Raw genomic sequence first — 11,985 nt, 5'->3', positions numbered from 1 at the left:
CGCCCAGGCGCGAGAACCACGGCAGGCGCTGTACGCGGCCTGCCGTTTTTTTATCTCCGGTGGCCCACAAACTGAGCAGGATCATGGCGCGCTTGCATGCAGAAGCAGTACAATCGCAGCCTTTTCACGCTAATTGCCGGAGTTTTCCATGAGCACCTTGCCCGCCTGTCCCCAATGCCAGTCCGAATACACCTATGAGGATGGCGGCCAGTACGTCTGTCCCGAATGCGCCCATGAATGGAGCGCCCAGGCCGCACCGGCCGCCGAACAGGCGCGCGTCTGGCGGGATGCTTCCGGCAACGTCCTGCAGGATGGCGACACCGTGACCGTCATCAAGGACCTGAAGCTGAAGGGCGGCGGTGGCGTGGTCAAGATGGGCACCAAGGTCAAGAACATCCGCTTGGTCGATGGTGACCACGACATCGATTGCAAGATCGACGGCTTCGGCTCCATGGGTCTGAAGACCGAGTTCGTGCGCAAGGCCTGATCCGGCGGCGTCCGTGAGGGGAGGGCGCCAGCAGGCGTCGGCGCCTCTCACGTAGAATGGCGGTTTGCCTGCGCCGCGGCGCGGGCGGATTTTCGCAACCGAACCGATAAGGCCATGGCCCGTCCCCGCTTCCTCCCCGATAACATGACCCTGTTGCTGCTCGCCGTGGTGGTGACAGCATCCCTGCTTCCCTGTACCGGCCAGGTGGCCGAGGTCTTTGATGGCCTGACCACCTTCATGATCGGCCTGCTGTTCTTCATGCACGGCGCCAAGCTCTCGCGCGAAGCGGTGGTGGCCGGCTTTACGCACTGGAAGCTGCATGTCACGGTGCTGCTGTGTACCTTCGCGCTGTTTCCGCTGGTCGGCCTGGCCTTCAAGCCGCTGCTTACCCCCTTCATCACGCCCGAACTCTACCTGGGCCTGCTGTTCCTGTGCGTGCTGCCGTCCACCGTGCAGTCTTCGATCGCCTTCACCTCGGTGGCGCGCGGCAATGTGCCGGCGGCCATCTGCGCGGCTTCGGCGTCGAACCTGCTGGGGATCTTCCTGACGCCCTTGCTGGTGGGCGCGCTGGTGGTGGCGCATGAGGGCGCGGGGCATTCCTCGCTCGATTCCATCCTGAAAATCGTTTACCAATTATTGCTGCCCTTCGTCGCCGGCCAGATCGCCCGCCCCTGGATCGGTCGCTGGATCGAGCGCAACAAGTCCTGGCTCAAGTTCGTGGACCAGAGCTCGATTTTGCTGGTGGTCTATGTGGCCTTCAGCGAAGCCGTGGTGCAGGGGCTGTGGCACCAGGTGCCGATGTCGATGCTGGTGGCGCTGCTGGTCATCAATGCAGTGCTGCTGGCGCTGATCATGGCGCTGACCACCTATGGCAGCCGCCGGCTGGGCTTCAGCAAGGAAGACGAGATCACCATCGTCTTTTGCGGTTCCAAGAAAAGCCTGGCCTCGGGGGTGCCGATGGCCAAGGTGCTGTTCTCCAGCGGCGCCATTGGCATGGTGTTGCTGCCGGTGATGCTGTTCCACCAGCTGCAGCTGATGGTCTGCGCGGTGCTGGCAGCGCGCTATGGCGCCCGCCAGGAAGAGGTGGAGGCCGCCGTGGCCAGCGAGAGCGGCGGCGACTGAGGAGGGGCGCGCCTGCGCGTGCCGGGGCAGGCGCGCCTTCGATACGGCCCTGATGGGCCTACTCAGTCCGAACGGTAACCGGTAGTCGACGGTACCAGACGGACGGCTCAGGGCGCTGGATTGGGCTGGCGGCGGTGAATCGCTTCGATGGCGGCCAGCACATCCTCACCCAGTTGCAGCTCGGCGCTGTCGATGTTGCTGCGCAGTTGCGCCAGCGTGGTGGCGCCGATGATGTTGGAGGTGAGGAAGGGGCGGCTGTTGACATAGGCCAGCGCCATCTGCGCCGGGTCCAGTCCGTGCTGGCGCGCCAGGGCGACGTACTCGGCGGTGGCGCGTTCAGCCTGCGCATTGGTGTAGCGCGAAAAACGCTCGAACAGCGTCAGGCGGCCGCCGGCCGGACGCGCGCCATCCAGGTACTTGCCGCTCAACATGCCAAAGGCCAGCGGCGAATAGGCCAACAGGCCGACCTGCTCGCGATGGGCGAATTCGGCCAGGTTGATTTCGAAGCTGCGATTGAGCAGGTTGTACGGGTTCTGGATGGTGACGATGCGCTCCAGCCCATGCTGCTCGGCTGCGCGCAGGAACTGCGCCACGCCCCAGGCGGTTTCGTTGGACAGGCCGATGGTGCGGATCTTGCCGGCCTTGACGAATTCGCTCAGCACGGTCAGCGTCTCTTCGATGGGAACGGTGCTCTCGTCCTCCACATGCTGGTAGCCGAGCTGGCCGAAGCTGTTGACGCTGCGGTCCGGCCAGTGCAATTGGTACAGGTCCACGTGATCCAGTTGCAGGCGCTCCAGGCTGCCATGCAGGGCCTCGGTGAGACCCTTGCGATCGAGGTTGTTGATCCCGCCGCGCACATGGCGCGGATTGTGCGGCTTGCGCGCCGGACCGGTGCACTTGGTGGCGATGAGCAACTGGTCGCGCTTGCCCGATTTCTTGAGCCAGGTGCCGAGGTAGCGTTCGGTCAGACCCTGGGTCTCGGCCTTGGGCGGGACGGGATACATCTCGGCCACGTCAATGAGGTTGATGCCGCGTTCGACGGCGTAGTCCAGTTGCGCATGGGCGTCGGCTTCGCTGTTCTGCTCGCCCCAGGTCATGGTGCCAAGCGTGATCAGGCTGACCTTGAGGTCGGTGCGGCCGAGTGGGCGATACTGCATGGATTCTCCTTGTGATGAGGCGGGCGGGCCGGTGGCCGGTGGCGAGAGGCCTGCCGGCGGGCGCGGGATCGGGTAGTATAGCTGCGCCCGTTCCCGCTTGCAGGAGCGGGCCGCAGCGGCGTCAAGACCGCTTGTGTCACGCCGGCGGGCCTTGCCTGCGCCGGTCTTCATTACGCCAGATCATCTTCGTCCAGACATGTCATCCACCCACGCCGACGCGGCCGCGGACGCTTCCCCAGAGCCCCCGCCGCCCCTGCGCCACCATACCCCCTTCAAACTCTTCTGGTGCGCCAGCGTGGCCTCGACCATCGCCTTGCAGATGCAGATCGTGGCGGTGGGCTGGCAGGTCTATCAGCTCACCCATAGCGCCTTGGACCTGGGCATCGTCGGCCTGGTGCAGTTCATCCCTTCGCTGATCCTGGTCTTCGTGGTCGGGCATGTGGCCGACCGCTTCGACCGCCGCAATGTCGCCCGCGTCAGTGCGCTGGTCGAAGCCCTGGCCGCCGCCACGCTGGCTGCCGGCAGCCTGGGCGGCTGGCTCAACCGCGAGATCATCTTTGTGATCGTCGCCGTCATCGGCGCGGGCCGGGCTTTTTCCAAGCCGACCATGTCGGCGCTGCTGCCCAGTCTGATGTCGCCGCGCCAGTTGCCCGGCGCCGTGGCGGGCTCGGCCTCGGCCACGCAGTTCGCCATCATCATCGGGCCGGCCCTGGGTGGCTTCCTCTACGTGGCCGGGCCGGCGGTGGTCTATGCCAGCAGCTGCGTGCTCTTCACGCTGTGCAGCCTGCTGCTCTGGCTGATCCGGCGTCCAGCCCAGGCCGGCGCGCCGGCTGCTGCGGCCAAGCCGACCGGGGCCAGCCTGTCCTCGGTCTTCGCTGGCCTGGCCTTCATCCGCAGCAAGCCGGCCATCTTCGGCGCGATCTCGCTGGACATGTTCGCCGTGCTGCTGGGCGGGGCCACCGCCTTGTTGCCGGTGTTCGCCCACGACATCCTGCACACCGGTGCGGCCGGACTGGGACTGTTGCGCTCCGCTCCCGCTGCGGGAGCGCTGGCCGTGGCGCTCTGGCTGGCGCGCCGGCCGCTGGGCGGGCKKGTGGGGCGCACCATGTTCGTGGCGGTCGGGGTGTTCGGACTGGCGACCATGGTGTTCGGCCTGTCGCGCTCCTTCCCGCTGTCGCTGGCGGCGCTGGCCGTGCTGGGTGCGGCTGACATGATCAGCGTGGTGGTGCGCTCGTCCTTCGTGCAGCTGGAAACGCCGGACGCCATGCGCGGGCGCGTCTCGGCGGTCAATTCGGTCTTCATCGGCACTTCCAACCAGCTCGGTGAATTCGAGTCCGGGCTCACGGCAGCCTGGTTCGGCGCGGTGCCGGCGGTGCTCATCGGCGGCGTCGGCACCTTGCTCATCGTGTTGCTGTGGGTGAGGCTCTTCCCGGCGCTCTACCGCGTGGATCGCCTGACTTCACGCTAGTCCGGGCGCTGCAGCACGCGGGCGCAGCACAGCGTGGTGCGCTCAACCTTGCCTGGCCAGCCCTTGCGGCCTGTCCTGCTGGCCCGCCAGCAGTTGCACGAACTGCGCATAGGGCACCGGCTTGCTGAAGTAATAGCCCTGGTATTCATCCGAGCCGAACTCGCGCAGGGCCTGCAACTGCTTCTCCGTCTCCACTCCTTCGGTGACCACCTTCAGATTCAGCGCATGGCTCATGGCGATGATGGCCTGCACGATGGCGCTGCTGTTGGGATTGTCGGGAATATCGTTGATGAAGGACTTGTCGATCTTCAGCGTATTGACCGGGAAGCGCTTCAGGTAGGCCAGCGAGGAATAGCCGGTGCCGAAATCGTCGATGGAAATGGTGAAGCCCTCTGCGCGGATGCCATCCATGATGGCGATGGCGCGCTCGCGATTGTGCATCACCATGCTTTCGGTGATCTCGAATTCCAGGCAGGAGGGTGGGGTGCCATGCCGATCCACCACTTCCTTGATGTCGTCCAGCAGGCGTTCGTCGCCGAACTGGCTGCCGGTCAGGTTGATGGAGATGCGCCCGCACGTCATCTGCTGCTGGCGCATCAGGCCGATATCGCGGCAGGCCACATCCAGCACCAGCAGGCCGATCTGGTCGATCAGCCGGGTTTCTTCGGCCAGGGTGATGAATTCGCCCGGCGGCAGCAGGCCGCGCAGCGGGTGCTGCCAGCGCACCAGCGCTTCGGCGCCGACGATGCGGCCTTCGGCCAGCTCGATCTTGGGCTGGTAGTGCACCACGAACTCGGCGCGTTCGATGGCGCGCCGCAGTTCGGCTTCCAGGGCAATGCGTTCGACCGTGTTGGTGTTGATCTCGTCGGAGAAGAAGCGGTAGTCGTCCTTGCCATGGTGCTTGGCGCGGTACATGGCGATGTCGGCGTTCTTGATCAGGGTCTGGGCATTGTCGCCATCGCCGGGATAGGTGGCGATGCCGATGCTCACCGACAGCATGGCTTCCTGGCCATCGATGATGAAGGGCTTGCGCGCCTCGGTGAGCAGCTTCTGGGCGATCTCGCCCAGTTGCACCGGATCGTCGAAGTCATCCACCAGCACGATGAATTCATCTCCGCCCACGCGCGCCAGGATGTCCAGTTCGCGCAGGCTGTTGCGGAAGCGCTGGGCGATTTCCTGCAGCACGGCTTCGCCGGTCTCATGGCCGAAGGTATCGTTGATGTTCTTGAAGCGGTCCAGGTCCATCAGGATCACCGCCACCATGCCATTGCGGTGCTCTGCATGGGTGATGGCATTGGAGACGTGCTGGGTGCACAGGAAACGGTTGGGCAGGCCGGTCAGCTCGTCATAGTGCGCCAGGTGGCGGATGCGTTCATCGGCGCGGCGGCTCTCGATGGCCACGCTGGCCAGGTCGGCGGCGATATTGGCCAGTTGCAGGTATTCATTGCTGGGGGCCTGGTTTTCCTTGAGCAGCGCGGCGAACACGCCCAGCAGTTGCCCCTCCTTGCCGATGATGGGCCAGGCGCCGCAGGACGGGTAGATCTCCGTGTCGATCAGCGGGCGCAGGTGCTCGGTGATCGGGTCCTGGGCGATGTTGGCGACGATGCAGGGGCCGCGCCGCAGCGCCGCCTCTGCGCCGACGCCGCAGCCATGGCGGATCGGCATGCCTTGCAGCGCACGGATGAGGCGTGGCGGATAACGATGGCTCAACACCGAGGTGAAGTGCGAGGCCTGTTCGTTGACCAGCATCACGCTGCACGCCCCATAGGGGATCTGCGCATCGGCAAAGTTGACGATCTCGTAGAGGACGCCGTCGAGCTCATCGTCGGCCATCACCATGTGCAGCACCCGGTTCTGTTCGCTCTGCAGCAGCTCGGCGCGCTTGCGGGCGCTGATGTCGCGCAGGATGGCAAAGATGGCGTAGCCGCGTTCGAACTCGGCGCGGTTGAGCGTGACATCGGTGTGGATGATCTTGTTACGCCGCACCGTCACCCATTCGAATTGCTGCGGCTGGCCGGACAGCACGCGCGCGACCAGTTCGTCGATGTCGGGCTGCTCCATGTGGCGCGACTTCTGGCGCGAGAACAGGCCGACCTTGCGGCCGATGATGCGTTCTTTGTCCGGCACGCCGAAAAAGCGCAGCGCGGCGGCATTGCAGTCCAGGTAGCGCAGTTCGGCCGAGATCAGCACGATGGGGTCATTGCCTTCCTCGTAGAGCTTGCGATAGCGATATTCGCTGGCCGAGAGCGCATGGTCGAGGCGGCGCTGGTAGCGGTAATAGACCAGGAAGGAAATGAGCGCAATGAGGATGAAGCCGAGGATGCCGGTGGTCAGCAGGATGCGGTTCTCGGTACGGCTGCGCCAGGGCGCCAGCACATCGTTCATGCGCCGGGCATAGACCGCCACCAGCGACCATTTCTCCAGCCGCCGGTAGGCAAACAGCAGCGGCTCGCCGGTCAGGTAGGAATTCTCTTCGAAACTGCCTTCATCGCCGCCGGCGCGGATGTAGGTCATGCTCTTGGCATCGGCCAGGTTGACGTCGAGCCAGCGTTCCTCGAAGGGCGAGCGCAGCATCATCGAACCGCTTTCGGTGCGCAGCGAGACGATGGCCTCGAAATTGGTGATGCGCTTGTAGAAGTCGAAGAAGGTCGCCGCGCGCAGCTCGGCCACCAACAGGCCGATGGGGCGGGCGCTGCGGTCATACAGGTTCATGGCCACCGGCAGCACCAGCTCGCGGTTGTAGCGGCTGCGCATGAGCTGGCCCACGAACAGGTTGGGACGCGCGGGATTGCCATCCACATAGGTCAGCTTGCGGTCTTCGGGAATGCTGCTGGTGTCGAGGCTGCGCAGGGAGGTGGCGCGGGTGTTGCCGTTGCGGTCCACGTAGCGCAGCACCATCACCGTGGGCAGGCGCTGTTGCATGCTGGCCAGCACGTTGTAGAGGCCCTGGTCGTTTTCCAGCAGCTCGGGGCCGCCCGCGTGCAGTTGCACGGCCGTGCTCCACATGGTCTGCTCGAGGTCGTTGAATACCCGCGTCGCATGTTCCTGGATGCTGCGCGCAGCGGTCAGCGAACTGGCGCGTTCGGCGTCGATGGTCAACTGGCGGTCCTGGCGGATTTCCCACCAGGTCTGCACCACGATGAAGGAACCGACGAAGGCGACGAACAGCAGCAAGGTCTTGAGGGTATAGCCCGTGCGTCCCGGCGATTTGTTCTCTTTTCCCATGTAACCGATATCACCACACCTGTCGTTAGGCAGCCTGCGGCTGCGCGTTTTCTCGTCCCGCCGCAGCGGAATGACCCTTTCGACAGCTCTCTCACGCCGCTGGCCCGGGCAGGACGCATCCGCCGATGACCGCTGCAATGCAGCGCGATCCTAGCAGTTGAGTCTTGCTTACACCAGAGTTACGTGGATGCCCCCACTATTTGATACGCGATGATACGCGAGACCGCAGCATGCCGCCGCCGTCCATCTTGCCTCGTGATACCCCTTGCCGCTGGTTGAACCAGACCGTTATTGTTTGCTCTTGGTCATCTGATCCGGCCAGATCCATCCTGGCCCCGTACCGTTTCTTCTGTAGCAACCTTACCGCAAGCGGCGATCTTTGTCATTAAGCCACATCTTGCCGTTGTATGGACAGCCAGAATTTCATGTCGGCAAGACATTTTCGACGCTTCGGGAATCGATGCTGTCACGCTGCCTCCCGATAGCTGCACTCATGCAGTTTCATTTGCAATGCGATAATAACGCCTTCGTGACAGAGCTCATCACGCCTGTCCCGGTCCAACCGGACCCGGGCAGGGTGCGTACCCCCCTCATTACCTAGCAAAGGACCCATCCCTATGAAGACAAGAGCAGCGGTAGCATGGCAGGCAGGCAAGCCCTTGACCATCGAGGAAGTCGAACTCGGCGGCCCCAAGGCCGGCGAAGTCCTGGTCGAGATCAAGGCCACCGGCATTTGCCATACCGACTACTACACCCTCTCGGGCGCCGACCCGGAAGGCATCTTCCCGGCCATTCTCGGCCATGAGGGCGCGGGCGTGGTGGTCGATGTCGGCCCGGGCGTGAAGTCGCTGAAAAAAGATGACCACGTCATTCCCCTGTACACGCCCGAATGCCGCGAGTGCAAGTTCTGCCTGTCGCAGAAAACCAACCTGTGCCAGGCCATCCGCGCCACCCAGGGCCGTGGCCTGATGCCCGACGCCACCAGCCGCTTCTCGCTGGATGGCAAGCCCCTGTTCCACTACATGGGCACCTCGACCTTCTCCAACTACATCGTCGTGCCCGAGATCGCCCTGGCCAAGATCCGCTCCGACGCCCCCTTCGACAAGGTCTGCTACATCGGCTGTGGCGTGACCACCGGCGTGGGCGCCGTGCTCTTCACCGCCAAGGTGGAAGCGGGCGCCAACGTGGTGGTATTCGGCCTGGGCGGCATTGGCCTGAACGTCATCCAGGCGGCCAAGATGGTGGGCGCCAACAAGATCATCGGCGTGGACCTGAACCCGGCCCGCGAAGCCATGGCCCGCAAGTTCGGCATGACCGACTTCATCAATCCCAAGGACGTGCCCAACGTGGTCGACGCCATCATCGGCATGACCGATGGCGGCGCCGACTACAGCTTCGAGTGCATCGGCAATACCACCACCATGCGCCAGTCGCTGGAGTGCTGCCACAAGGGCTGGGGCCAGTCCATCATCATCGGCGTGGCCGCCGCCGGCCAGGAGATCTCGACCCGTCCGTTCCAGCTGGTGACCGGCCGCGTCTGGAAGGGCTCGGCCTTCGGCGGCGCGCGCGGCCGCACCGATGTGCCCAAGATCGTCGACTGGTACATGGAAGGCAAGCTCAACATCGATGACCTGATCACCCACAAGCTGCCGCTGGAGCGCATCAATGAGGGCTTCGACCTGATGAAGAGTGGCGAGTCGATCCGTTCCGTGGTCGAGTTCTGAGGAGGGCGCGATGCTGGAGACTCTCTCCGAGCACGGCTGTTTCGGCGGCGTGCAGGGCTATTATCGCCACGCGTCGCCGGCCATCGGGCTGGACATGCGCTTCTCGGTCTTTGTGCCGCCCCAGGCCAGCAAGGGCAGCCCGCTGCCGGTGCTGTTCTACCTGGCCGGGCTGACCTGTACCGAGGAAACCTTCATGATCAAGGCCGGCGCGCAACGCGTGGCCGCTGAGCTGGGCATGATCCTGGTGGCCAGCGACACCAGCCCGCGCGGCGCGGGCATTGCCGGCGAAAGCGATAGCTGGGACTTCGGCGTGGGAGCGGGGTTCTACCTCGACGCCACGCAGGCGCCCTGGAGCCAGCATTACCGCATGGAGAGCTATGTGGTCGATGACCTGCGGCGCGCCGTGCTGGACAATTTCCCCGCCGATCCGCAGCGCATGGGCGTCTTCGGACATTCCATGGGCGGGCATGGCGCGCTCACGCTGGCCTTGCGCCATCGCGACGTGTACCGCTCGGTGTCGGCGTTTGCGCCTATCGCTGCGCCGATCAACTGTGCGTGGGGCCAGAAGGCGTTCAGCCATTACCTGGGGACGGATCGGCAGGCATGGAAGCAGCATGACGCCAGCGAGCTCATGCGTGCATTGCAGACGCCGTTCCCGCAGGGCATCCTGATCGACCAGGGGCTGGCCGACAAATTCCTGGCCGAGCAGCTGCTGCCAGAACGCTTCGAGGCAGCTTGCAAGGAGGCGTCGCAACCGCTGAGCTTGCGTCGGCATGCGGGGTATGACCACGGGTATTACTTCATTGAGACTTTTATGGAAGATCATTTGCGCTTCCATCATGCGAACTTGGTGGGCTGACGTTTCTGAAGGTGGGGGCTCGGAAAGAGCAAGAGGACTGCGATCAGTATCGGCAGTCCTCTTTTTTTTTGCCCGGTTTTCTTGCTGTCGCGGCCAGCTGTCGGCGTCATCTTCCGCGAGAGATCTTCGATAATTTCGTTCTTTTTTTGTTAGCTTGGCGCACCAATAGCTGGCGATGACTATGTCGCCGAGAAATCGTCATTTGACGATGGGTTGATCAGCGGCCGCCGCTTACCTTCTCCGTTTTCAAAGGAGAAGCATGTCATCAGCAATCATTCGAAAAGGAGATTCGACGTCTCACGGCGGCACGGTTCTCGAAGGACTTGTCTCGTTCAACGTACTCGGCCTGCCTGCTGCGTTGGTTGGACATATGGTGTATTGCCCACGCTGTAAAGGGAGCTACGCCATTGTGGAGGGTGTCCGACATTTCAGATGTGGGGGAAACCCGGTTGCAGTGGCTGGTATGAAGACAGCCTGTGGGGCGGAGCTGCAAGCCAGCCAGAGTGCTTTTCTCATCGGTGCCAGCGCGAGTCCGGTTGCCGCCCCCTTGCGAGCCACCGAAGCATCTGATGAAGAGGTCATTGAGCACTGGTACAGCCTGGAAGATGGCGATGGAAACCCTATAGAAGGCTATCTTTTCGACGTTTATCAGCAAGAGAAAATGCTTGCCCAGGAGTGCCATTTTCTGGATGGGAGGAGCGTGCCCTTCGCGGGTGATGCATCAGGCATGGTCATGTGGTTGGCTGGCGAATCAGAACATGTCGCAAAGGACATGTCATGACAAGGAACATCCCGGAGCCTGCCGTGAAGCCGATAGCGCCCGAGGTCCGATTGCTCGCGGCGATGGCCTATGGAGAGGCATCCACCCAAAATAACGCAGATGAAATATATGCCCTTGCCAGCGTATTGAAAAGGCAAAGAGACGCCAGAGGATATTCATCCATGGAGGCGTTTGTTCGCGGAGAATCAAGTTTCAGTTTCGTTGTCAGTGACGGCAATAAACGATATCAACTTTTCCGACTTTCTACGGACACGCAGATTTTGTCAGATCCGGTAATGAAGACGGCTGTTGAGGCAGCCGAAAATGCCTTGGCAGATGGGCCTGATAGGTCCAATGGAGCCTGGTTTTGGGACGGCGCAGATATCAGCAGCAATTATCTGAAGCATTTCAAAGTCAAAAACGGTATTCGCTTTGGGCATCCCTCTCACAATATCTACTCCATCAAGGAGTCTTCAAAACTGGTCATCAAGCACAAGACGGTAAAAAAGAAGATCAACGGTGAAATCAAGATCGAGAAACAAGAGGTTTATCGTTATGACCATATTTATGTGTCAACTGCTGCGCATGGTGGAACCATCTTCTGGAAGCAAGACGCTGCCTATTTGAGGCATACGAAAGCTAAGGAGTACAAGTGAGGCAATGCTTGCTGGCTTTATTCGTGCTATCGACGCGAGTGCTCGCCGCTCCTTCCGAGGAGGTTATCAAAAGTTGCCTCTCAGCCACAGCTGTTGATGGCGTGTCGCTGACCGCCATTGAAACCCGCGAAATCTATCTCGAGGAGAATTACCGGTCCGGTTACCAGGCCGAGTATCTTTTGTTTCGCGGCATGGAGATCGGGGTGGCCCGATCTCAAAGAGGTGATGCACTGGTCTATCGTGGCTTGCTCCACCCATTGCGACGGGCAACTGCCCTGCCGCAGACAAGGACCAAAGCAAGGCAGCCTATCCAGGTTGCGCTCGCAGAGTGGTCCTTGATCCGGGAGAACGGCAAGCAATATCTGTGCGTCAGCGATCAGTTCGACGGTATCGGCCGCAGTGGCAGTTTCCAGAAGGCCAGATATGGCTATCTGCTGGAGACGCGCAAGAAGGGGAGGCTGTTCTTCCTCGATGGAATGGTGGACTGATTCAGTGCCCCAAACAGCGAAACCGGCCCGATGGGGCCG

The 11,985-nt window shown here is 62.5% G+C and carries 10 protein-coding genes; 8 read left to right on the top strand and 2 right to left on the bottom strand.

Features of this window, described 5'->3' with window-relative positions; genetic code table 11:
- Window positions 1-148: 148 nt before the first annotated feature.
- Together ACP92_RS13595 and ACP92_RS13590 are read left to right on the top strand one after the other, a co-directional pair.
- Complete coding sequence (locus ACP92_RS13595; RefSeq protein ID WP_013234692.1) at window positions 149-487, top strand: zinc ribbon domain-containing protein YjdM; 339 nt, start codon at window positions 149-151, stop codon at window positions 485-487.
- A 114-nt stretch (window positions 488-601) separates the two neighbouring features.
- A complete protein-coding gene (locus ACP92_RS13590; protein ID WP_013234691.1) occupies window positions 602-1,609 on the top strand; it encodes a bile acid:sodium symporter family protein in 1,008 nt (335 codons plus the stop codon).
- A 107-nt stretch (window positions 1,610-1,716) separates the two neighbouring features.
- On the opposite strand, the gene ACP92_RS13585 is transcribed toward ACP92_RS13590, so the two are convergent.
- A complete protein-coding gene (locus ACP92_RS13585) occupies window positions 1,717-2,766 on the bottom strand; it encodes an NADP(H)-dependent aldo-keto reductase (RefSeq protein WP_013234690.1) in 1,050 nt (349 codons plus the stop codon).
- Window positions 2,767-2,962: 196 nt separating this feature from the next.
- Between ACP92_RS13585 and ACP92_RS13580 the strand changes: the two genes are divergently transcribed.
- Complete coding sequence (locus tag ACP92_RS13580; RefSeq protein ID WP_048348572.1) at window positions 2,963-4,234, top strand: MFS transporter; 1,272 nt, start codon at window positions 2,963-2,965, stop codon at window positions 4,232-4,234.
- Window positions 4,235-4,276: 42 nt separating this feature from the next.
- Here ACP92_RS13580 and ACP92_RS13575 read toward each other — a convergent pair whose 3' ends face one another.
- A complete protein-coding gene (locus tag ACP92_RS13575) occupies window positions 4,277-7,459 on the bottom strand; it encodes an EAL domain-containing protein (RefSeq protein WP_041310854.1) in 3,183 nt (1,060 codons plus the stop codon).
- 617 nt (window positions 7,460-8,076) lie between these two features.
- Here ACP92_RS13575 and ACP92_RS13570 point away from each other — a divergent pair.
- The 5 genes from ACP92_RS13570 to ACP92_RS13550 all read left to right on the top strand — a co-directional run bounded on the left by ACP92_RS13570 (window position 8,077) and on the right by ACP92_RS13550 (window position 11,946).
- Entirely contained in the window at window positions 8,077-9,183 is a 1,107-nt protein-coding gene (locus ACP92_RS13570) for an S-(hydroxymethyl)glutathione dehydrogenase/class III alcohol dehydrogenase (protein WP_013234687.1), read from the top strand.
- A 10-nt stretch (window positions 9,184-9,193) separates the two neighbouring features.
- Window positions 9,194-10,042: an S-formylglutathione hydrolase gene (gene fghA, locus ACP92_RS13565; protein WP_013234686.1), complete on the top strand. Its 849-nt coding sequence runs from the start codon at window positions 9,194-9,196 to the stop codon at window positions 10,040-10,042.
- 259 nt (window positions 10,043-10,301) lie between these two features.
- Window positions 10,302-10,823 carry a PAAR domain-containing protein gene (locus ACP92_RS24290; RefSeq protein WP_013234685.1) on the top strand — a complete coding sequence of 174 codons (522 nt, stop codon included), beginning with the start codon at window positions 10,302-10,304 and terminating at the stop codon, window positions 10,821-10,823.
- Entirely contained in the window at window positions 10,820-11,458 is a 639-nt protein-coding gene (locus tag ACP92_RS13555; RefSeq protein ID WP_013234684.1) for a hypothetical protein, read from the top strand. Before ACP92_RS24290 ends, ACP92_RS13555 begins: the two co-directional genes overlap by 4 nt.
- An 8-nt stretch (window positions 11,459-11,466) precedes the next feature.
- On the top strand, window positions 11,467-11,946 hold the full coding sequence (locus tag ACP92_RS13550) for a hypothetical protein (protein ID WP_156181787.1): 480 nt from the start codon (window positions 11,467-11,469) through the stop codon (window positions 11,944-11,946).
- Window positions 11,947-11,985 lie beyond the last annotated feature (39 nt).

Source organism: Herbaspirillum seropedicae, assembly GCF_001040945.1.
Classification (GTDB): Bacteria; Pseudomonadota; Gammaproteobacteria; order Burkholderiales; family Burkholderiaceae_D; genus Herbaspirillum; species Herbaspirillum seropedicae.
Note: the sequence above shows the minus strand (reverse complement) of the source record. Positions and strands in the feature narration are given on the sequence as shown.

What these genes read in the sequence shown, in the direction of transcription:
- ACP92_RS24290 (WP_013234685.1), top strand. Translation starts at nt 10,302, where the DNA reads ATGTCATCAGCAATCATTCGAAAAGGAGATTCGACGTCTCACGGCGGC.
- ACP92_RS13570 (WP_013234687.1), top strand. Translation starts at nt 8,077, where the DNA reads ATGAAGACAAGAGCAGCGGTAGCATGGCAGGCAGGCAAGCCCTTGACC.
- ACP92_RS13575 (WP_041310854.1), bottom strand. Translation starts at nt 7,459, where the DNA reads ATGGGAAAAGAGAACAAATCGCCGGGACGCACGGGCTATACCCTCAAG.
- fghA (WP_013234686.1), top strand. Translation starts at nt 9,194, where the DNA reads ATGCTGGAGACTCTCTCCGAGCACGGCTGTTTCGGCGGCGTGCAGGGC.
- ACP92_RS13595 (WP_013234692.1), top strand. Translation starts at nt 149, where the DNA reads ATGAGCACCTTGCCCGCCTGTCCCCAATGCCAGTCCGAATACACCTAT.
- ACP92_RS13585 (WP_013234690.1), bottom strand. Translation starts at nt 2,766, where the DNA reads ATGCAGTATCGCCCACTCGGCCGCACCGACCTCAAGGTCAGCCTGATC.
- ACP92_RS13555 (WP_013234684.1), top strand. Translation starts at nt 10,820, where the DNA reads ATGACAAGGAACATCCCGGAGCCTGCCGTGAAGCCGATAGCGCCCGAG.
- ACP92_RS13590 (WP_013234691.1), top strand. Translation starts at nt 602, where the DNA reads ATGGCCCGTCCCCGCTTCCTCCCCGATAACATGACCCTGTTGCTGCTC.